General features: G+C 71.6%; 18 protein-coding genes. 6 read left to right on the forward strand and 12 right to left on the reverse strand.

Annotated features, from left to right (window positions below; genetic code table 11):
- Positions 1–60: 60 nt before the first annotated feature.
- The 5 genes from Sm713_RS27235 to Sm713_RS27255 all read right to left on the reverse strand — a co-directional run bounded on the left by Sm713_RS27235 (position 61) and on the right by Sm713_RS27255 (position 5,688).
- Positions 61–876 carry an aldose 1-epimerase gene (locus Sm713_RS27235; protein ID WP_212912703.1) on the reverse strand — a complete coding sequence of 272 codons (816 nt, stop codon included), beginning with the start codon at positions 874–876 and terminating at the stop codon, positions 61–63.
- Positions 877–1,605: 729 nt separating this feature from the next.
- Positions 1,606–2,544 (reverse strand): SRPBCC domain-containing protein, encoded by a 939-nt coding sequence (locus Sm713_RS27240; protein ID WP_212912704.1) that lies wholly within the window; start codon positions 2,542–2,544, stop codon positions 1,606–1,608.
- A gap of 57 nt (positions 2,545–2,601) precedes the next feature.
- The gene (locus Sm713_RS27245; protein WP_374196076.1) at positions 2,602–4,161 is read right to left on the reverse strand and encodes a polyamine aminopropyltransferase; all 1,560 of its coding nucleotides are present in this window, start codon (positions 4,159–4,161) and stop codon (positions 2,602–2,604) included.
- Between the two features lie 72 nt (positions 4,162–4,233).
- Positions 4,234–4,764, reverse strand: coding sequence for a DUF2617 family protein (locus tag Sm713_RS27250; RefSeq protein ID WP_212912705.1), 531 nt, complete (start codon positions 4,762–4,764; stop codon positions 4,234–4,236).
- Between the two features lie 597 nt (positions 4,765–5,361).
- On the reverse strand, positions 5,362–5,688 hold the full coding sequence (locus Sm713_RS27255) for a hypothetical protein (protein ID WP_212912706.1): 327 nt from the start codon (positions 5,686–5,688) through the stop codon (positions 5,362–5,364).
- 275 nt (positions 5,689–5,963) lie between these two features.
- Between Sm713_RS27255 and Sm713_RS27260 the strand changes: the two genes are divergently transcribed.
- Positions 5,964–7,241, forward strand: a complete 1,278-nt coding sequence (locus tag Sm713_RS27260; protein WP_212912707.1) for a pyridoxal phosphate-dependent aminotransferase — start codon at positions 5,964–5,966, stop codon at positions 7,239–7,241.
- Positions 7,242–7,271: 30 nt separating this feature from the next.
- On the opposite strand, the gene Sm713_RS27265 is transcribed toward Sm713_RS27260, so the two are convergent.
- The 4 genes from Sm713_RS27265 to Sm713_RS27280 all read right to left on the reverse strand — a co-directional run bounded on the left by Sm713_RS27265 (position 7,272) and on the right by Sm713_RS27280 (position 12,104).
- A complete protein-coding gene (locus Sm713_RS27265) occupies positions 7,272–8,111 on the reverse strand; it encodes an RICIN domain-containing protein (protein ID WP_212912708.1) in 840 nt (279 codons plus the stop codon).
- A 224-nt stretch (positions 8,112–8,335) separates the two neighbouring features.
- Positions 8,336–8,869 carry a YbjN domain-containing protein gene (locus Sm713_RS27270; protein ID WP_212912709.1) on the reverse strand — a complete coding sequence of 178 codons (534 nt, stop codon included), beginning with the start codon at positions 8,867–8,869 and terminating at the stop codon, positions 8,336–8,338.
- Between the two features lie 479 nt (positions 8,870–9,348).
- Complete coding sequence (clpB, locus tag Sm713_RS27275; protein WP_212912710.1) at positions 9,349–11,970, reverse strand: ATP-dependent chaperone ClpB; 2,622 nt, start codon at positions 11,968–11,970, stop codon at positions 9,349–9,351.
- A complete protein-coding gene (locus tag Sm713_RS27280; RefSeq protein ID WP_212912711.1) occupies positions 11,955–12,104 on the reverse strand; it encodes a hypothetical protein in 150 nt (49 codons plus the stop codon). The genes clpB and Sm713_RS27280 overlap by 16 nt, the downstream gene beginning before the upstream one ends.
- A 236-nt stretch (positions 12,105–12,340) precedes the next feature.
- Between Sm713_RS27280 and Sm713_RS27285 the strand changes: the two genes are divergently transcribed.
- Complete coding sequence (locus Sm713_RS27285; RefSeq protein ID WP_212912712.1) at positions 12,341–12,769, forward strand: pyridoxamine 5'-phosphate oxidase family protein; 429 nt, start codon at positions 12,341–12,343, stop codon at positions 12,767–12,769.
- 459 nt (positions 12,770–13,228) lie between these two features.
- Here the strand turns inward: Sm713_RS27285 and Sm713_RS27290 are convergent, their stop codons facing one another.
- The gene (locus Sm713_RS27290; protein ID WP_212912713.1) at positions 13,229–13,567 is read right to left on the reverse strand and encodes a hypothetical protein; all 339 of its coding nucleotides are present in this window, start codon (positions 13,565–13,567) and stop codon (positions 13,229–13,231) included.
- Between the two features lie 466 nt (positions 13,568–14,033).
- Between Sm713_RS27290 and Sm713_RS27295 the strand changes: the two genes are divergently transcribed.
- From Sm713_RS27295 to Sm713_RS27310, 4 genes are all read left to right on the forward strand, one after another.
- Positions 14,034–15,017, forward strand: coding sequence for a helix-turn-helix transcriptional regulator (locus Sm713_RS27295; RefSeq protein WP_212912714.1), 984 nt, complete (start codon positions 14,034–14,036; stop codon positions 15,015–15,017).
- A gap of 109 nt (positions 15,018–15,126) precedes the next feature.
- The gene (locus Sm713_RS27300) at positions 15,127–16,107 is read left to right on the forward strand and encodes a helix-turn-helix transcriptional regulator (RefSeq protein WP_249416722.1); all 981 of its coding nucleotides are present in this window, start codon (positions 15,127–15,129) and stop codon (positions 16,105–16,107) included.
- 494 nt (positions 16,108–16,601) lie between these two features.
- On the forward strand, positions 16,602–17,483 hold the full coding sequence (locus tag Sm713_RS27305) for a helix-turn-helix transcriptional regulator (protein ID WP_212912715.1): 882 nt from the start codon (positions 16,602–16,604) through the stop codon (positions 17,481–17,483).
- Positions 17,484–17,493: 10 nt separating this feature from the next.
- On the forward strand, positions 17,494–17,682 hold the full coding sequence (locus tag Sm713_RS27310; protein ID WP_212912716.1) for a DUF397 domain-containing protein: 189 nt from the start codon (positions 17,494–17,496) through the stop codon (positions 17,680–17,682).
- A gap of 420 nt (positions 17,683–18,102) precedes the next feature.
- On the opposite strand, the gene Sm713_RS27315 is transcribed toward Sm713_RS27310, so the two are convergent.
- Positions 18,103–18,555, reverse strand: coding sequence for a heat shock protein transcriptional repressor HspR (locus tag Sm713_RS27315; RefSeq protein ID WP_212912717.1), 453 nt, complete (start codon positions 18,553–18,555; stop codon positions 18,103–18,105).
- Positions 18,556–18,559: 4 nt separating this feature from the next.
- The gene (dnaJ, locus tag Sm713_RS27320) at positions 18,560–19,744 is read right to left on the reverse strand and encodes a molecular chaperone DnaJ (protein ID WP_212912718.1); all 1,185 of its coding nucleotides are present in this window, start codon (positions 19,742–19,744) and stop codon (positions 18,560–18,562) included.
- Positions 19,745–19,759: the final 15 nt, after the last annotated feature.

Raw genomic sequence — 19,759 nt, forward strand, 5'->3', positions numbered from 1 at the left:
AGCCGGCCTACCGCTTGGACCTGCTTCCCGGGCCTACCGAATTGGCGTCCCGCGGACACCTCAGAGCCGCTGCCAGCTGAAGGTGGCCGTGGTCTCCAGCGGTTCGATCGGGGTGACCAGCCGCGGCTGTGTGTTCAGGCCGTTGGGCGGGCCGGTCTGCGGTTCCACGCAGACGGCGGCCTCCTGCTCGTCGTAGACGACGACCCACTCCTCGCGTGAGGCGACCTTCATCCGGAGCCTGCCCGGCCAGGTCAGGGTGACGTCGACGCCGCCGGGCATGCCGAAGCAGTCGTCCCACGGCCCCGGCAGTGGCTCGATGCGCTCGCCGGTCGGCAGCAGGTCGTCGCCCTTGCGCTCCTGCCAGGCGGGCGCGAAGTCGATCCGCACCTCGTCGTCACCGCCGGCGGCCTGGGCACCGCCGTCGCCGAGCCGCCGCAGGAACCACGGGTGCCAGCCCGCCTGCGCCGGGAACGACGAGTCGTACGTCTCGACGGACATCGTCAGCGTCAGGCTGTCCCCGGTGAGCCGCACCAGTTGCGTGACGCGTCCGGAGTACGGCCAGGGGTCGGCGAGGTCGTAGGTGAAGACCGCCTCGTCGGCGTCGGCGCGGGCGGTGCGCCAGGCCGTGTCGCGGCCCGTGCCGTGGATGGCGTGCGGGGGGGAGTTGAGCGGCATCTGGTGGACGGCGCCGCCGTCCCTGAACTGGCCGCTCCCGATCCGGCCGCAGAACGGCACCATCGGGAAGCAGCCGTACCGGTCGCCCTGGCGCAGCAGCTCGGTGCCGGCGATCCTGAGACTCGCGATCCGGCAGCCGTTGCCCGGCCGCACCGTCGCCTCCGCGTCGCCAGCGGTCAGCGTGACGTCATCACTACTCACGCAGCGACCCTACGGGTCGCGATGACCCGAAGCACATCAGCCCACCCCTACGCGCACACACCGCCCCCATCGAGCCCATGCGTCCCGTGCCGACCGCCGGCCGGTGGCACCCACCCGCGCAGTTCCCCGCGCCCCTGATCGGGGCCCAGCCCCTTACGGACGCCGGTCGACCACCAGTCCGTCGCGGTCACTCGCGCGGTTCCCCGCGCCCCTGATCAAGAGCCAGCCCCCTGCGGCCACCGGTCGACCACCGGCCCGTCACGGTCCCCCGCGCAGTTGCGCCCCCCTAGAGGACAGGGCTACGCCCCGAAAGGGGCGCGGGGGTGGGGGGGTACCTCCCACGCCCTTATGGCAGGGGGGAGCCGCCAGCCTCATCAAGCCCGCAGCAACTCAACAAGGCCAAGCCCCACCACCAAAGGGGTGCGGGGAACTGCGCAACAAACCACGACACACCCGCAGCGAACCACCGAACGAAACCCACCCCACACCAGCTCGGGGCGCAGCCCCGACCTATAAGGGGCGCGGGGAACTGCGCGAGCAACCACGACGCACGGGAAGCAGACCACCGAACAGAACCCACCACCCCCGGCCAGGGGACAGCCCACCAAGGGGCGCGGGGAACTGCGCAAAAACCACGACGCACCGGAACCGGACCACCGCGCCAACCCCTACGCGGCCACCCGTACGTATGCCTCACGAACCCGGGGCGGACCGCGCCCTCCGGGCGCCTCAGCGGCGCCGCCGCAACGCCCGCCCGATCACGATGGCGGAGGCCAACGCCACAGCGGCCGCAGGCGCGGCCCACCGCAGGGCAATCGAGGCCGGCGTGCTCTCGGGCGCCGGCACCGGCGCGTACCGCCCGCGCGGCGGCGCGTGATCGACCTCTTCCGCGCTCCGCCCGATCATCGTGCGCCGAGCGTGCGCGGCCTCGGCGGGCGGCTGGTTGTCCACCTCGAAGACGGCACGGGTCTCACCGGCGAGCGCCGCGTCGACGGCGTCCGGGAGCGGCACCCCGAGCTCGTCACGGCGCGCCTCCTGCTCACCGTCTTCGTCATGCTCATCGAGCGGGCCTTGCTCGGGGCTCTCGCCCTGAGCCTCCTCACGGCCCCGCTCATCCGCCTCACCGCGCCCCTCGCCGGAGGCACCCTCACCGGAGGCACCCTCACCGGAGCCCGAGCCTCCCTCACCGGAGGCACCCGCCTCGGAGGCACCCACGCCAGGGGCACCCTCACCGTTCGCGCCCCCGCCCGCGCTCTCCGCCAGCAGCCCGCCGATCTTGTTGAACAGCCGCCGGCCCGCCGTCTCCGCAACATCGGTGTCGAGGTCGGCGAAACGGCCGCCGCCCGTGGCGTGGCCCGTGAAGGCGAGGGTCGTGCCGCCGTCCGCGGCGGTCAGGCGGAGCGTCAGCGCGACGGTGACCGTGCCGCCGCCGCGGGCCTCCGCGGCATCGCCCTCGACGAGGTAGCTGCCGTCGTCGCGCTCGGTGATCCGCAGCGCCCCGCGGTAGGTGATGGAGGTGCCGCCGACGCGCACCTTGAGCCGCCCGGACACGGGCGGCCCGCCCGCGTCCTGCTGGAGCCCCGGCACCGCCGCGGCGACCCGCCCGGGGTCGGCCAGCAGGCGCCGCAGAGGCTCTACCGCAACCGGAACGAACACCTCATGCTCCATGTCTACCGAGCCTACCCATGCGGGGCGCCCGAACTAAGCCTCCGTACCTCGGATAACTCAGCCCCCGTACCTCGGATGAACCAGAGTGGACGGCGACACCCCCAGGGGCCGGGATCCGGTCACCGGCTGTCCTCCGGGTACCGCCTCCGCGACGCCGCCGGCGCGTGACGGAGCCGCGACGCCCGCGCCGTCCCCGGCCAGCAGGAAGTCCCACGGCCCCACCCGGTACGGCCGGGTGGCGAGCCCGGCGGCGCGCAGGGTGGCGTCCACCGTCCAGAACTGCCGGTCCGGTGCGCCCGAGCGCCCCGCGTGCACCACGAAGCTCCCGCCGGGGGCGAGGGCGCGGTGGACGAGCCCGTAGAACTCCTGCGAGTAGTACTTGGTGCTGGCGGTCCTGGTGGGGTCGGGGAGGTCGGAGACGACGAGGTCGTAGCCGCGGCGCAGGTGGCGCAGCCGGCCGAACGGGTCACCGGTGACGACGTGCACCCGCGGGTCGCGGAACGCCTGCCCGCCCAGCGCGCTCAGTGCCGGATCGGTGCGGGCCAGCCGGACCACCCCGGCGTCGAGCGCGAGGACGTCGACCCTGCGCACCCCGGGCCGGCGCAGCGCGGCCCCGGCCGCGAGGCCGTCGTCGCCGCCGAGCACCAGCACCCGCGCCAGGGGGGCGTGCGCGGCCGGCGCGACCAGCGCGCGGTGGTAGCGCGGCTCATCCCGGGCGCGTACGCGCAGGCGTCCGTCGAGATACAGCTTCAGCGGCTCGTGGGGTCCACCGGTGAGCACCACTTCCGATACGTCCGTGCGCAGGGCGGCGCGTATCCCGTCGCCGTAGACGGCTCGGTGGGCGGCGCGCTCGAAGTCGTCCGCGAGGGCCGCGGCCGTCGCGAGCAGCGCGAGGACGAGGAGGCTCGCCGCGAGCAGCACCCGGCGGCCGCGGGGGCTCATGTGGTGGCGGAACAGCCCGAGCGCGAGCGCGCCGCCCGCCAGGGCGTTCACCGCGCCGGTGAGCAGCGCCCCGGTGAGCTGCCCGAGCAGCGGCAGCAGCAGGAACGGGAAGGCGAGCCCGCCGACCAGCGCGCCCACGTAGTCCGCGGCGAACAGGTCGGCGACCGCCACCCCGGCGTCCTGGCGCCGCACCCGCTGGATGAGCACCATCAGCAGCGGCACCTCGGCGCCTATGAGGAGGCCGATGGCGAGCGTGCAGAGCACCAGCAGCCAGCGGGGGCCGTTCTCCCAGCCGCAGTCGGCGCCCCAGGCGAAGGCCGCGTAGAGGCCCATGCCGCTGCACCCGCCGATCAGCGCGAGGGCCGCCTCCACCGCGCCGAAGCCGGCCACCGCGTAGGACCGCAGGCTCTTGGCGGCCAGCGATCCGGCGCCCATCGCGAAGACCATCAGGGCGAGCACCACGGAGGTCTGTGTGACGGAGTCGCCCAGCAGGTACGAGGCGAGCGCGACGAGCTCCAGCTCGTAGACCAGGCCGCAGGCGGCGCAGACGAACACGCCGGCCAGCACCAGGATGCGGCCCGTGCGGGGCCGCACGGGCAGCCGCGGCACGGCCTGCTGACCGGGCCCGGACACCGCGGGCGCGGGCGGCGAGACGGACGCAGGCTGCTCGATCACGTTCCGAACGCTACGTCACGTGGCAGATCCGCTCCGTCACCCACACGTGTGGAACCGAGGCGACGGCGCACGTCAGCAGCCCGCGAGCAGCAGGCTGGGCACGCGCGCGCCCACACGTGTGCGAGTGGTCACCAGCTCGCCGTCCTGCGGGTAGGCGTGCCAGGTGCGCCAGTGCACGTGCCCGTCGTGCCGCTGCGCCAGCAGGGCGGTGAAGGCGTACGGGCTGCCGGGGAAGATGCCGACGAGGCCGTGGGGATGGTCCGACACCAGCGCGATGAGCTCCCGGGCCCGCCCGGCGAACTGGCCGGGCGCCAGGGTCTCCACGCAGGCCGCGAACTCGTACTCCCACTCGCCGAGCCGCTTGGCGACGCCGAGCGGCAGGGAGGTGCTGGTGCCCGGCAGGCAGGCGACGGTCTCCGAGCAGGTGCCCCGCTCCTCTTCGAGGATCACCTGGTGGGACGCGCCGAGGAGGCGCAGTTCGATTTTGGCGCCGGTCAGTTCGAGGTCGAGGGTGGCGAGCGCCGGCAACGGTTCGCGCCCGAGCACCCACGCGAGGTCAGCCGCGCGCGTGTCGGTGTAGGAGGTGGTCAGGGTCCTGAGCATGGGTCCGCTCCGCTAGCACGCAATGAGGTCAGGCCGACGCGTCCGTCGGGACGCCGGGGACAGGGCCGGCCGCTCACCGGTGATCGAAGGTGAGATCCGTCCGGTCACGCGCCGGGAACCCCGAATGCCGACTCGTGCCCACGAGGATGCCCGTGGGCCGCATTAACGGATAAGAGGGAATCATGAGGAGAGGTGTCGCCACAGCGGTTTTACCCAAGTTGGTCGGGTTTCCTTCGCGCGGGCAGACCAGCGTCCAACTGTTCAAGCGTGGAATACCTTCCGCTATCCGGACGCGCCGGCCGGTTCCGCACGGTGAGCGGACTACCCGTCAGGACGGCGGGAACGCCCGCCGCGAGGACGGCGGAGGCGCCCGTCAGGACAGCGGGGCCGCCTGCCGGGACAGCGGGATCGCATGCCGCGACCGCGGGATCGCCTGCCGGGACTGCGAGGCCGCCCGGCAGGACGGGCTCGGCACGGCGAAGTGCCCGCCGGGTCGGTCTCCCGGCGGGCACCTCCTTTCGGGACGGACGGTCCGGAGTCGTTCCCCCAGCGGCCCCGGTCCGCGCGGATCAGCTGCCCCGTGTCAGCCGTTCCGCCTCAGCCGCCCCCGCCACCGCAGCCCCCTCCGCCGCCGCACGAGGAGCCGCCGCCACACGACGACCCCGCGCCGCAGGAGTGGCCGCCGTGCGAACCGCCGTGTGAACCACCGTGCGAGGAACCCCCGCTGTCCGCCACACCGCCCGCGACGCCGCCGGCCCACCAGCTGGAGGAGGCGCCGCTGCCGTTCGAGCCCCTGCGCCCGCGCTGGGACTTCGGCCTCTTCACCTTCTTCGCGTGCGGGGCCAGCGGATCCCTTCTGCGGCCGCCCATGATCAGGATCGCCGCGAGTACCACCAGCACCACCAGGATGACGATCATCTTCATCGCCTTCCTCCTTCCGTTCTCCCCCGTAGCGGCCTCCCCCAGCCGCTTCCCGTACACGCGCTGAGCGCTCCTGTGCGCTGTTCTCCGTACGTCCTCGCGCTCGTGCGTCCACCGCGCACCGGATCTTCCGGAGGCGGTCTTCCGCCGTCCCGCGCAGACCTGTTCCCGTCTGCGCCGGGCGGTCGCCTTCTCGCTCACCATCAGCGTGACAGGGGGATGCCCGCAGGGCTCCGGGGCCAAAGCAGAGTTGAGGAAGTCCAGAGGTTCGGCCCAGGATGGCGGCCATGACATCCACAGCCTCCGCAGCCGGCCCCGGGCCCCGTCCTCTGCTCAACCGCAGGCTGGCCGAGTTCGGCACCACGATCTTCGCCGAGATGTCCGCGCTGGCCCTGCGCACCGGATCCATCAACCTGGGCCAGGGCTTCCCGGACACCGACGGCCCCGAAGCGGTCCGGGAGGCCGCGGTGCGCGCCCTGCGCGACGGCCGCGGCAACCAGTACCCGCCCGGCCCCGGCATCCCCGAGCTGCGCACCGCGGTCGCGGACCACCAGCGGCGCCGCTACGGCCTGGAGTGCGATCCGGACACGGAGGTGCTGGTCACCGCCGGCGCGACGGAGGCGATCGCGGCGGCGCTGCTGGCGCTGGTCGAGCCGGGCGACGAGGTGATCGCCCTGGAGCCGTACTACGACTCGTACGCCGCGTGCATCGCCATGGCGGGCGGTACGCGGGTGCCCGTCACGCTCCGGCCCGCGCCGCGGCCGGACGGCGCCGCCCCGGACGGCGCCGCCCCGGGCGACGCGGACGGCGCCGCCGCGCCCCGCGGCTTCCGGCTGGACCTGGACGAGCTGCGGGACGCCGTCACGAAGCGGACCAGGCTGCTCCTGCTGAACACCCCGCACAACCCGACCGGCACCGTCCTCACCCACGCCGAGCTCGCGGAGATCGCCCGCCTCGCCGTCGAGCACGACCTGCTCGTGGTCACCGACGAGGTCTACGAGCACCTGGTCTACGACGGCGCGCGGCACATCCCGCTGGCCACCTTCCCGGGCATGCGGGAGCGCACGGTCACGATCAGCTCGGCGGGCAAGACGTTCTCGTTCACGGGATGGAAGGTCGGGTGGGTGACCGCGGCCGCCGAGCTGGTGACGGCGGTGCGGTCCGCCAAGCAGTTCCTGACGTACGTGTCCTCGGGGCCGTTCCAGTACGCGGCCGCGGAGGCGCTGGCGCTGCCCGACAGCTACTTCGACGGCCTGCGCCGGGACCTCCAGGCCGGCCGCGACCTGCTCTCCGCGGGCCTTTCGGAGGCCGGCTTCGAGGTCTACCGCCCGTCCGCCACGTACTTCATCACCACGGACATCCGCCCCCTCGGCGAGAGCGACGGCTTCGCCTTCTGCCGCGCCCTCCCGGAGCGCATCGGGGTCGTCGCCATTCCGAACGCGGTCTTCTACGACCACCGCCACGAGGGCGCGCCGTTCGTGCGGTTCGCCTTCTGCAAGCGGCCGGAGGTGTTGCGGGAGGCGGCGGAGCGGTTGCTCAAGCTGCGCAACGGGTAGGGCGTGAGCGCGTCCCGTGCCGCCCGGATGTCAGGCCGCGTCGACGGTGAAGGTCTGGCCGGGCTCAGCGGGCTCACTGGAGCAGTCCTGTAGGGACGCCTCGGCGCCGGTCGACGCCACGTCTTCGATGCCGAGGCACTGGCCGCCGTCGGCCGCGACGAAGCGGTAGCGGCGGTCGGGGCCTGGGGGCTTCACCGTCTCGACGGTGAACCGTGTCGCGCTGTCGCATGCTTCGACCGGTTGCAGCAGGCCGTTGGCCTTGGGGTGCGCCTGGTCTCCCTCGATCACGTCCAGGCAACCGGTCCCTTGGCCCGCCTTCTCCCAGATGATCTGGTACGCACGGTCGCCGGCCGGTTCGACGGTGACCTTCGGCAGGGCCTTCCCGTCGCAGGGGGCCTGTACGGCGACCGCTCCGTCGTAGCTGTATTTGCCGTGCTCTCGGGTGTGGCCCTCCGTCAGGCACAGGTTCGCGACCCCGGCCGGGTGGATGTGCACCGGCATGTTCAGCGGGACTCCCGGGGCGTCCTTGTCGCCGGTGGGAGATCCGGGTGAGGGGAGCCCTGTCGGATCGGACGTCGGGGCCGGGGAGACGGAGGAAGGCGAGCCCGCGCCGGCGGGGTCGGAGTTCCCGCCGCCGTCGATCCTGGCCGCCCAGAGCGAGAAGATCCCGGTGACGAGGGCGGCGAGCACGGCGGCCGCGGCTCCCCAGCGCGCGGCGCGGAGGGCCGCGTCGCGGCCCGTCGACGATCTGTCGGCGCGCTCCGGATCTGGCGCAAACCTGTCCCCGCCCGCCTGGGAGCCGTCCGGGTCCGTCCAGGGCCCGTCGCGGCCTGTCGTCGAGTCCCGTTCCACCCCGTCGGGCTCTGCCACCCGGTCACCACCCTCGGCTCACGACGCTCGTCCAGACGTTCGTGCGGCTCTCAGCATGTGGCAGAGCTGAGCCCGTGCCTAGGTGGGCTTTTGGTCAGGCTGTGCTCCGGGTGCCCTTCCGGGCACGGAAAGCACTTCCGGGACGCGAGGAAGCCAGGCATCCGGCCACGGTCGGTGCCGATGCGGCCGGACGCGGCTCCCCGCGCCCCGGATGAGGGTGCTTCTCAGTTCTCGTCGTCCGGCTTGTCGTCCGACGCGGAGTCGACGTCCTTCTCCAGGCCGAACTGCTCCACGAGCCAGCGGTCGAACTCGATCGCGGCCCGCACCCAGCTGACCGTGGACGACACGAAGTGCTCCAGGCTGACGCCCGTGCCGATCAGCATCTGGGCCTCGCCGATGAAGCGGACCGTGCCGTCGTCGTGCGTGTGGCTGTAGACCTTGGGCCACAGAGTGCGGCGGTTCCAGTCGTCGACCGCTTCCAGGAGCTGGGGCTTGTCCTCGATCTTGTGCGGCCGGTCGTAGAACGTCCGGACCGAGAAGACCTGCTGCTCCTCCTCGCCGCGGAACATGAAGTACGTACGGAACTTCTCCCACGGCGCGGCGAGGTCGCCCTCCTCGTCGACGACGTACTTCAGCTCCATCTGGTCCAGGAGCTGCTTCACCAGGTCCTGATCCGGGATGACGGGCCCCGCCGGCCCCTGGGGCTGCGGCTCGGGCTTGCCCCCGAAGTTCGGAATCGAGGACGGGTCGATGGTCACCGTGATTGTCCCTTCGTAGGTTCCGCCATCCTCCCCCATACGCGCCGGGTGCCCGCAACCCCCGCCCCCGGAACCGCCCGCGGTTCAGCTTTCAGCACAGGGCGCTGCGCTGCGCCGGCCACGTGACGGCGCGGCCCCGGCACCGCACACAGTAGGCGTCCGGCCACAGACCGTCCGAGGGGCCCCTCGGAAGGGGCGCGGGCGCCCCTGGCGGGGCGGGTGGGCCGGACACGGCAAGGGGTCGTCACCGTCCGAAGGGGGCAGATGCGATCGCATCCGGACCACCGGCCGGTGGATGGTTGCTCGCGCAGTTCCCCGCGCCCCTGAGAAGCCGGGGCTGCGCCCCGATCAGGGACCTGGTCACGCCCACGCGGCGGAGCCGCACATCGACACAGCTCCGCGCCCCTCAAGTGGACCGGGGCGCAGCCCCGGGAGACACGCACCCCGGCGGGGACGCCGGGGCAAGGGAGACAGAGGGGTTACCCCTCTTTTCGGAGGCTCGTCCGCTCCCCCTTCTCGTACGCCCGCCCCACGAGCAGCCCGTCCCCGAACGCGTCGACCCTGACCGTGTCGCCGTCCTTGACCTCGCCGGACAGGATCTCCTTGGCGAGCCGGTCGCCGATGGCGGTCTGCACGAGGCGGCGCAGCGGGCGTGCGCCGTACGCCGGGTCGTTGCCCTCGTCGGCGAGCCAGACCAGCGCCTGGGGGGTGACCTCCAGCGTGAGGCGCCGCTCGGCGAGGCGTGCCGTGAGGCGGTCGATCTGGAGCTGGGCGATCCGGCCCAGCTCGTCCTTGTCGAGCGCCGAGAAGACCACCAGCTCGTCGAGCCGGTTGATGAACTCGGGCTTGAAGGACGCCCTGACGACCTCCAGGACCTGCTGCTTCTTCTCCTCCTCGCCGATCAACGGGTCCACCAGGAACTGGCTGCCGAGGTTGGAGGTGAGCACCAGGATGGTGTTCCGGAAGTCGACCGTGCGGCCCTGGCCGTCGGTGAGCCGGCCGTCGTCGAGCACCTGGAGGAGGATGTCGAAGACCTCCGCGTGGGCCTTCTCCACCTCGTCCAGCAGGATGACCGAGTACGGCCGCCTGCGCACCGCCTCCGTGAGCTGGCCGCCCTCCTCGTAGCCGACGTATCCGGGCGGGGCGCCGACCAGGCGGGCGACGCTGTGCTTCTCGCTGTACTCGCTCATGTCGATGCGGACCATGGCCCGCTCGTCGTCGAAGAGGAAGTCCGCGAGGGCCTTCGCCAGCTCGGTCTTGCCGACGCCCGTCGGGCCGAGGAACAGGAACGATCCGGTGGGGCGGTCCGGGTCGGCGATGCCCGCGCGCGTGCGGCGCACCGCGTCGGAGACGGCGCGCACGGCCTCGCTCTGGCCGATCAGCCGCTTGCCGATCTCCTCCTCCATGCGCAGCAGCTTCTGCGTCTCGCCCTCCAGGAGGCGCCCCGCGGGGATGCCGGTCCAGGAGCCGACGACGTCCGCGATGTCGTCCGGGCCGACCTCCTCCTTGACCATCGTGTCGCGGGCGGCCTCCTCCTCGGCCTCGGACGCGGCCTCCAGGTCGCGCTCCAGGGTGGGGATCTCGCCGTACAGCAGCTTGGACGCCGTGTCGAAGTCGCCGTCGCGCTGGGCGCGCTCCGCCTGGCCGCGCAGCTCGTCGAGCTTCTCCTTGAGCTCGCCCACGCGGTTCAGGGACTGCTTCTCCTTCTCCCAACGGGCGGTCAGGTGCCGCAGCTCCTCCTCCTTGTCGGCGAGGTCGCGGCGGAGCCGCTCCAGGCGCTCCCGGCTGGCGGCGTCGGTGTCCTTGCCGATCGCCATCTCCTCCATGCGCAGCCGGTCGACGGCGCGCTGCAACTCGTCGATCTCGACGGGTGAGGAGTCGATCTCCATGCGGAGCCGGGACGCGGCCTCGTCCACCAGGTCGATGGCCTTGTCGGGCAGGAAGCGGGAGGTGATGTAGCGGTCGGAGAGGGTCGCGGAGGCCACCAGGGCGCTGTCCGCGATCTGCACCTTGTGGTGCGCCTCGTAGCGGCCCTTGAGGCCGCGCAGGATGGCGATGGTGTCGGCGACGGTCGGCTCGGCGACCAGCACCTGCTGGAAACGGCGCTCCAGGGCGGCGTCCTTCTCGATGCGCTCCCGGTACTCGTCCAGCGTGGTGGCGCCGACCATGCGCAGCTCTCCGCGGGCCAGCATGGGCTTGAGCATGTTCCCCGCGTCCATGGCGGAGTCGCCGCCCGCGCCCGCCCCGACGACCGTGTGCAGCTCGTCGATGAAGGTGATGATGCGGCCGTCGCTGTCCTTGATCTCGGCGAGCACGGCCTTCAGGCGCTCCTCGAACTCACCGCGGTACTTGGCGCCCGCGACCATCGCGCCCAGGTCCAGCGAGACCAGCCGCTTGTTCTTCAGCGACTCCGGCACGTCGCCCTTGACGATGCGCTGCGCGAGGCCCTCGACGACGGCGGTCTTGCCGACGCCGGGCTCGCCGATGAGCACCGGGTTGTTCTTGGTGCGCCGCGACAGCACCTGGACCACGCGGCGGATCTCCTGGTCACGGCCGATGACCGGGTCGAGCTTGCCCTCGCGGGCCGCGGCCGTGAAGTCCGTGCCGAACTTCTCCAGGGCCTTGTACTGACCCTCCGGGTCGGGTGTGGTCACCCGGCGTCCTCCCCTGTTGCGCTGGAACGCGTCCAGCAGCTTCTCCGCGCTGCCGCCGTGCCGGCGCAGTACGTCCCCCGCCTGGCCGCCCTTGGCGGCGATGCCGATGAGCAGGTGCTCCGTCGACAGGTAGTCGTCATCGAGCTCCTTGGCGCGCTCCGCCGCGTCGGCGATGACCGCCAGCATCTCGCGGTTCGGCTGCGGGGGCGCGACGGTGGAACCCGTGACGCTGGGCAGCGCGGCGAGGGCGCGCTCGGCGGCGGACCGCACGGCCGCGCGGTCCGCCTCGACCGCGGCGAGCAGGTCGGTGACGTTCTCGTTGTCCTGGCCCTCCAGGAGGGCCAGCAGGAGGTGCACGGGAGTCAGGTCCGGGTGCCCGTCCGTGACGGCGCGCTGGGTGGCCGCACTGATCGCGTCCCGGCTTCTGTTCGTCAGCTCGGCGTCCACGTCTGGTGTTCCTTCCTCGCTTCTGACTCGGTCTTCTCGGTGTGATCGGTGAGCTCTGCGTGCCCGGTGAGCTCGGTGCGCTCGGTTCTCTGGATGTGCTTGGCGTTTCCGGTCTCGTCGCCCGCTGGTGTCACTCTTGGTCGTCCTACTGGTCACTCTCGCGGCCGACGCCGCCCTCGGCACCCCCGGCGCCGCCGGATCATGTCACCGCGGCACCCGCTGCTCCGGCGGCCCCGGGCCGGCCCCCCGGCCACCCCTGCCGACTTTCTGACTCGCATAGCGTACACAAAGTTGAGTCTATTCCACTCAAGAGTGTGAGAGGAGGGGGCGGCGCCCAGTCCGTGCACATCTGTGGATAACTTTCCGGAGCATGGCTTCCCACCGGCGCGACCCGCGCGCCCCCTCGGCGCCGTACCTCGCCTTCTGGCGCGAACGGCGCTTGTGCACCCTGACGACCCTGCGCCCCGACGGCACCCCCCATGTAGTGCCCGTCGGAGCGACGTACGACCCCGAGGCGGGCCTGGCCCGGGTGATCGCCTCCGGGGACAGCGCGAAAGTACGGCACGTGCGCGCGTGGGCGGAACGCGAGGACGGCGGCGGTGGCGCGGCGGTCGCCGTCTGCCAGTTCCAGGGGCGGCTGTGGGCCACCCTGGAGGGCCTCGCGGTGGTCCGTACGGAACCGGAGCTGATCGCCGACGCGGAGCGGCGCTACGAGGAGCGGTACGGCCGCACCCCGCGCCCGAACCCGCGCCGCGTCCTCATCGAGATCAGCCTCACGACGGCCCTGGGCAACACCTGACCGCCCCCCGGCCGGGGCGCTACCGGCGTCGGCGTCCGGCAACCACCCACCTGCCGGTGGTCCGGACACGGCAGAGGCTGCCCCTTTCGGAGAGTGGCGATCTGACGCTGTCGTCGTGGTTGCTCGCGCGGTTCCCCGCGCCGCCTTAAATGCGGGGCTAAGCCCCGTTCTGCGGCTTCGCCGCATGGGCTGTCGGGGCGCAGCCCCGCTTCTTAAGGGGCGCGGGGAACCGCGCGAGCAACCACCCACGACCGGATGGTCCGGACACGGCAGAACCACCCCTCCGAGACGGCCCCACGGCCCGAAGGGCAGACGGACGCACCCCGAACAACCCGCACCCCTCCCCGGCCCGCCAAGCCGCCAGGCAAAACTGCAGCGGCGCCACCGTGTCTCAGGTCCACGGTGACGCCGCTGCGGGGGGGAAGTGCCTGCGCGATCTGTTACGACGGGGGAACCGCGTCAGGCACTGCGGGGGGTGGCGGAGATGGTCTTGGGTACTCCAGCTGCCTCGGGGTCGATGGGCTGGCGGTCACGCTGGTCGAGATTGACGAAGATCATTCCGTAGCGGACAGCGCACCGCACGGGCTTCGGCGCCCCGCGCGGGCGGCGCAGGCACCTGTAGGCCCTTATGTCGTCGTCACCGTCACGGGCCACGACGACCGGTTCACCGAACAACGTCACCATCAGCGAGTCGCCAGGGTGGGGGATGGCCGTGACGAGGTCGATGAAGTGCCATCCGGAGCGGTAGGCCGTCGCCATCTCGCGCCGGAAGGAACGGTCGTCGGGAGGGGTGGTCATGCCTTCACCGAGCCAACGGAGTTGCCCCAACCCGTGTCCGCAGGGGTCGCCATGCGGTTACCCCAGCCCGTGTCGGCCGGGACCGCCCGGACGAGCGTGCCCCAACCGGTATCAGCGGGGACGGCACCGCGCTGAGCGACACCCCAGCCCGTGTCACCGGAACCACCCTGCACAGACGAACCCCAGCCGGTGTCGCCGGCCACCGTCCGCTCCATGCCCACGGTGTCCTGCGCCGGGGACTCGACCTGGGCCGCAACCACACCACTGAGTGCTCCAAAAGCCACGACCGTGGAGAAAGCGGTCGCAAGTACTCCGCGAAGCAATCTCGTGTACATAGTCGGCTTCGTCCTCACTTGATGAAGTGTTCTCCCCCGGTGCAACAAGACGATGGCTCATTCAGGCACGTCAATGCCACAGGAGCGATGCATCATGTTCTTGCACGTTCAGGACCCTGGGGGGTGGAGAATTGCCTATTACTTCCACAAAGCCGACACATCCCCACTCGCTGGCCGAACTGTGCGACGAGGGGGCGCAGCTCTACGCGAGCGCGCTCAGTGCCGGTCGCATCGCGAGGGCGGAGGTGACGGCCACGCCGTGCCTCCTTGACTTCGCCCTGCTGCAACCGGACCCTGACGACCCGAACTGGCTGCGGCCCGTCCCGCCTTCGGTGGCCCTGGCCCAGCGGCTCCACCCCCTGGAACGGGAGATCCTCGACAAGCGACGGCTGTCCATCGAACTGACCGAATCATTCGAGCCATTTATGGCTCTGAGTGCCCAGACCCCCGCCCCCACCCACTCGATCACCGTCCTGGAGGGTCTGGACCGCATAAACGCTGCTCTGAACCTGGCCACCGCGGAGTGCCGCACGGAGGTGCTCACCGTGCAGCCCGGAGGCCGCCGCTCCGAGCACATACTGAATCAGGCCCTCGAGCGCGACCGCCCCTTGACCAACCGCGGCGTCCGCATCCGCACGCTCTACCAGCACACTGTCCGGCACAGCCAGGGCACGATGGCCTACGTCGACCAGATGGCGGACGGCCTGGTGCAGATACGCACCCTGGAAGAGCTCATAGAGCGCCTGATCGTCTGCGATGAGACCGTGGCCTTCATCCCGGCGGGCGACCAGCCGGACTTCGCGCTGGAACTCCGCCACCCCGGCCTCGTCAGATACCTGGTCAAGGTCTTCGAGCAACTGTGGCGCCGCGGCGTCCCCCTCCTGGAGGAAGTCCCGTACGATCCCACGCCGGACGGCATCACCGGCGTTCAGCGGACGATCGCCAAGCTCCTCATCGAGGGACACGTCGACGAGGCCATCGCCCGGCGCCTCGGCATGAACGTACGCACCTGCCGGGCGCACATAGCGAAGCTCGCGGCCGCCCTCGGCAGCGGCAGCCGGGCCCAGCTCGGATACCTCATCGCGCGATCGGGAATCCTGGAGACCGACCAGTGATCCGGTGACCCTGGGCCGTTCGCGACCATCAGCACCTCGAAGGGACCGGAGAGGCGGCCCCGTACAGGACCGGCGACCGGCCCGTGGACTTCCGGCAGGAGGGCGGTCTGTGAGCCAGGAGAGCCATCCACACGCCGCGGACGAGCAGGTGTGCGCGGCTGGCATGGACCTCTATCGGCGCGCGCTCCGTGAGGGCCGTGTACCGCTCGTGGACGCCGGCGCCGCCCCCTGTGCCGTCGGCCTCGGCCTGCTCTACCCGGACGGCGAGGACACGCAGTGGCTGCGCCCCGTCGCCCCCTCCCTCGCCCTGCCCCGCCTGCTGCACACCGTCGAGGCCGACATCGAGCGCCGGCGGCGCGGCGAGGTCGCGCTCGCCGAGGCGTTTCAGCCACTCATGACGATGCGCACCGAACACGCCCTCACGCAGGACCACGCCGTGATCAGCATCCTGCGGGGACACCAGCCGATCAACGAGGCGATCGACGAGGCCCGCTCCGAGTCGTCCGAGGAACTGCTCACCGTGCAGCCCGGCGGCCGGCGCCCGCCCACCCTGCTGAGATGGGTGCTCCCCACCGAACAGGCCCTGCTCGACCGCGGCGCCCGGATGCGCACCCTCTACCAGCACACCTCCCGGCACGCCCCAGCCGTCCTCGACCACTACGAGCAGCTCCACGGCGACGTGCAGGTGCGCACGCTGAACGAGGTCACCCAGCGGCTGGTGATGCTGGACCGCCGGGTGGCCTTCGTGCCCGCCAACTCCGACGGCACTGCCGCCTTCGTGATCCGCCATCCGGCGCTGATCTCGTTCCTGGCCACCACCTTCGAGCGCTTATGGGACCTCGCTACCCCCATGTGGCCCCGCCCCGCCCCGGAGGTCCCCGACGCGGGCGGCTTCACCCGCCGGCAGCGCGCCATCGCCGCCCTGCTGATCGAGGGCCTCACGGACGACAAGATCGCCCTGCGTCTCGCGATGAACGTCCGCACCGTCCGCGTGCACATCGCCAAGCTCGCCGACATCCTCGGCACGTCGAGCCGGGCCCAACTCGGCTACCGGATCGGGCAGTCCGGAATCCTGGAGCAGGACGCGTAGTGGTCCTGCGGTACACGCGAGCGGTACACGGGACCCCCGGTGTGCCGGAGTCACCCGATGCAGTGGCAACTGCGAAGACCCGTGGCGCACCCGCCCGTTCAGGCACTCCGGCCCCTCCCCGGCCGCGCCGGGCAGCCGCGTCCCGGGGCCGCGCCTTTCCGGTCCGCCCCCGGCCTCTCCGTGCAGGCAGGAGGCGGATGTTCCGGTTGTGCCGCCTGGGTCGACGAGTTGTGTACCGCGAGAGACCGCGCCTCCACTGCCGTGCACACCTTCCAGCTTCCCGGCCTGTCGGGCAGTGGGGCAAACGACGACGTGGCAGGGTGTCGCCCGGCGTGGCGCGGTGCCCGGCCCACCGTCCACGCCGGGGGGTGGATTTCCGGTCCGACACCGAGGCGCATCCGGCGGCGTTTATTTTGTGCACGCCGTTTACACGGATCGGTGGACGGACTCCCCCGCCCCCGGGAAAACTCTGATCGACGGACAAGGAGTACCCCGTGGGATTGCGCAGCACCATCAGCGAGCGCCAGCGACGTCTTGGTTTCGAGCTGAAACATCTACGTGAACAGGCCGGGTTGAGCGCCGCGGAGGCGTCGGAGCGGATCGGCATGGGCCGCGCCCAGCTCAGCCAGATCGAAACGGCGAAGACCACGATCCTGACCGAGCGGCTCAGGGCCCTCTGCGAACTTTACGGTTGCACAGATAAGTCCTACGTGGATGCGCTGGTGGCGCTCTCGGAAGCCTCGGGTAAGGGCTGGTGGAGCGCGTACAAACGCTCCATGGTGACGGACGCCCTGAGCCTTGCCGAACTGGAAGCAGACGCCCTGGAAGTGCGAATGCACCAGTCGCTCTTCATTCCCGGGCTCTTCCAGACGGCCGGGTACGCCCGGGCCATTTTCAACAGTCCGGGACTCGGTTTCGACAATTTCGAGGCGCCTTTGCGGTTCCGTATGGAACGGCAGCGGATTCTCACCGACGAGAATGCGCCGCTGGTACGGGCCGTCATCCACGAGGCCGCGCTACGGATACGGTTCGGCGGTGCGCAGGTGGTGCGCGAGCAACTCCTGCGGCTGGTCGAGCTCTCGAAGTTGCCGAACGTGACGATCCAGGTCTATCCGTTCAGCGCCCAGGCGTACGCGGCGATCAGTGGGAATTTCCTGCACATCATTCCCGGCAACGAGCGGCTGAGCACCGTGGCCCTGGAGCAGGCCATCGGTTACCAGTACCTCAGCGAGACGTTCCACCTCGAACGCTACAGCGCGATGTTCGATTTGCTGACCGAGAACGCCCTCGCCCCGATCAACGCGTCGTCGGCACCCGAGGCGCATTCGGCGAAGGACTCGCTCGCCCTTATCCAACACCTGCTTTACACGTTGTAGGAAGGACCAGATGCCCGAACTCCATTGGCAGAAGTCGACGTTCAGCAGCGGCCCGCAGGGCGAGTGCCTGAACGTCGCCGTCGCTCCTGACGGAACGATACGCCTTCGCGAAAGCGATGCTCCCCGGACCGTGCTGATCGCCACGCCGCACGGGCTGGCGGCCCTCCTGGAGGACATCAAGGGCGGCGCGCCCCGCTGAGGCGCGTTCCGCGCCGCCCAGCCGACAACCGTCCCCTGGGGGTTGTTCCGGTCGCGTCCGGACCAGCGGCGTGTGCCCCGCGCCCCCATCGGGTCCAGCCCCTTGCGGTCGTCCGTTGGCTGCGGGCTCTGTCGTGGCCGGTCGCGCAGTTCCCCGCGCCCCTTTGGGGCGCATCGCTGCACCTCGACGACCAGGGCGCCCCCAGAAGGGGCGCGGGGAACTGCGCGAGCAACCACGACGAGCCCGCACATGGTCAGGCGCCGAAAGGGGCAGCCCGGCCCCACCGTGCCACCGGCAGAAGAGCGTGCACGCCCAGCCGGAGCACCGACCGGCGGAGCCGGAAGAACCGAGCGAACTCGCGGGAACCCGGGGGAACCCGAGCAAACCCGGGGGACCCCGGGGGAAGCCGAACCCGGGAGGTTACTCCGGCTTCTTCGGTCGCCAGACCACCAACGCACTGGTCTGCTGGACCTCCTGGTACGGCACCAGATCGCGCCGGTACGAGGCGTGCACCGCCGCCTCCCGCTGCCGCATGGCAGCCGCCGCACCGTCGACCGCGGCCTGGAGTTCGGCGACGCGCGCCTGGAGAGCCGCGACCTGGTTCTCCAGTTCGATGATCCGCTTGATGCCGGCGAGGTTGATGCCCTCGTCCTGCGACAGCTGCTGCACCTGGCGGAGCAGCTCGATGTCACGGGCGGAGTACCGGCGCCCCCGGCCCGCGGTGCGGTCCGGGGAGACCAGTCCCAGGCGGTCGTACTGCCGCAGGGTCTGCGGGTGCAGCCCGCTGAGCTGAGCAGCCACGGAGATGACGTAGACCGGTGTCTCCTCGGTCAGCTCGTACGGGTTCCGGCTGCGTCCTGGTCGGCTGTCCATACCGTCAAGCTCCCTTCGCGGCCTGGAATAGCTCCGCCCGCGGGTCCTCTCCCACGGTGGCCTCGCGATACGCCTCCAGCGCGTCGCGCGCCTTGCCTGTCACGTCCTTCGGTACCACGACCTCCACGGTGACGAGAAGGTCGCCGCGGGTGCCGTCCTTGCGAACGGCGCCCTTGCCGCGGGCGCGCATCGTGCGCCCGTTGGGGGTGCCCTCCGGGAGTTTCAGGGTGACCGGGGGACCGCCCAGGGTGGGCACCTTGACCTCGCCGCCGAGCGCCGCCTCCGAGAAGGTGACCGGGACGGTGACGGTGAGGTTGTCGCCCCGGCGGCCGAAGACCGGGTGCGCGTCGACGTGCACCACGACATAGAGGTCGCCGGCCGGGCCGCCGCGCTCGCCCGGCGTGCCCTTGCCGCGCAGCCTGATCCGCTGCCCGTCGCTCACGCCGGCCGGGATGCGGACCTGCATCGTGCGCGAGGACTTCGCACGGCCCGAGCCCTTGCAGACCTCGCAGGGGTTCTCGGCGATCAGGCCGCGGCCCTTGCAGTCGACGCACGGGTCGGTGAGCGAGAAGCCGCCACCGCCGCCGCGCGAGACCTGGCCGGTGCCGACGCAGGTCGGGCACACGCGCGGCGTGCCGTTCTTGTCGCCGGTGCCCGAGCAGGCCTTGCAGGGCGCCTGCGACGACATCCTGAGCGGGACCGTCGCGCCGTTGATCGCCTCCGTGAAGCTGAGGGTGACCTCGGACTCGATGTCCTGGCCGCGCCGCGGCTGCACCCTGCCGCCCGCGGTGCCGGTGCCGCCGCGGTTGAACAGTCCGCCGAAGACGTCGCCCAGGCCGCCGCCGAAGCCGCCGGCGCCCCCGCTGCCACCCGGGGTCCCGCCGAAGAGGTCGCCCAGGTCGAAGTTGAAGTTCCCGCCGGTCCCGCCGGGGCCGGGCCGGAAGCCGCCGTTGCCGAACAGCGACCGGGCGTCGTCGTACTCCTTGCGCTTCTTGGGGTCGCCGAGCACGTCGTTGGCCTCGGAGATCTCCTTGAAGCGCTCCTCCGCCCTGGCGTTGCCCTTGTTGGCGTCCGGGTGGTTCTCCCGGGCCAGCTTGCGGTACGCCTTCTTGATCTCTGCTTCGGTGGCGTCCTTGGGGACGCCGAGGACCTTGTAGTAGTCCTTCTCGATGAAGTCCTTGGTGCTCATCCTCGGCGCCCCTCC

Origin of the sequence: Streptomyces sp. TS71-3 (genome assembly GCF_018327685.1) — a bacterium.
GTDB lineage: Bacteria > Actinomycetota > Actinomycetes > Streptomycetales > Streptomycetaceae > Streptomyces.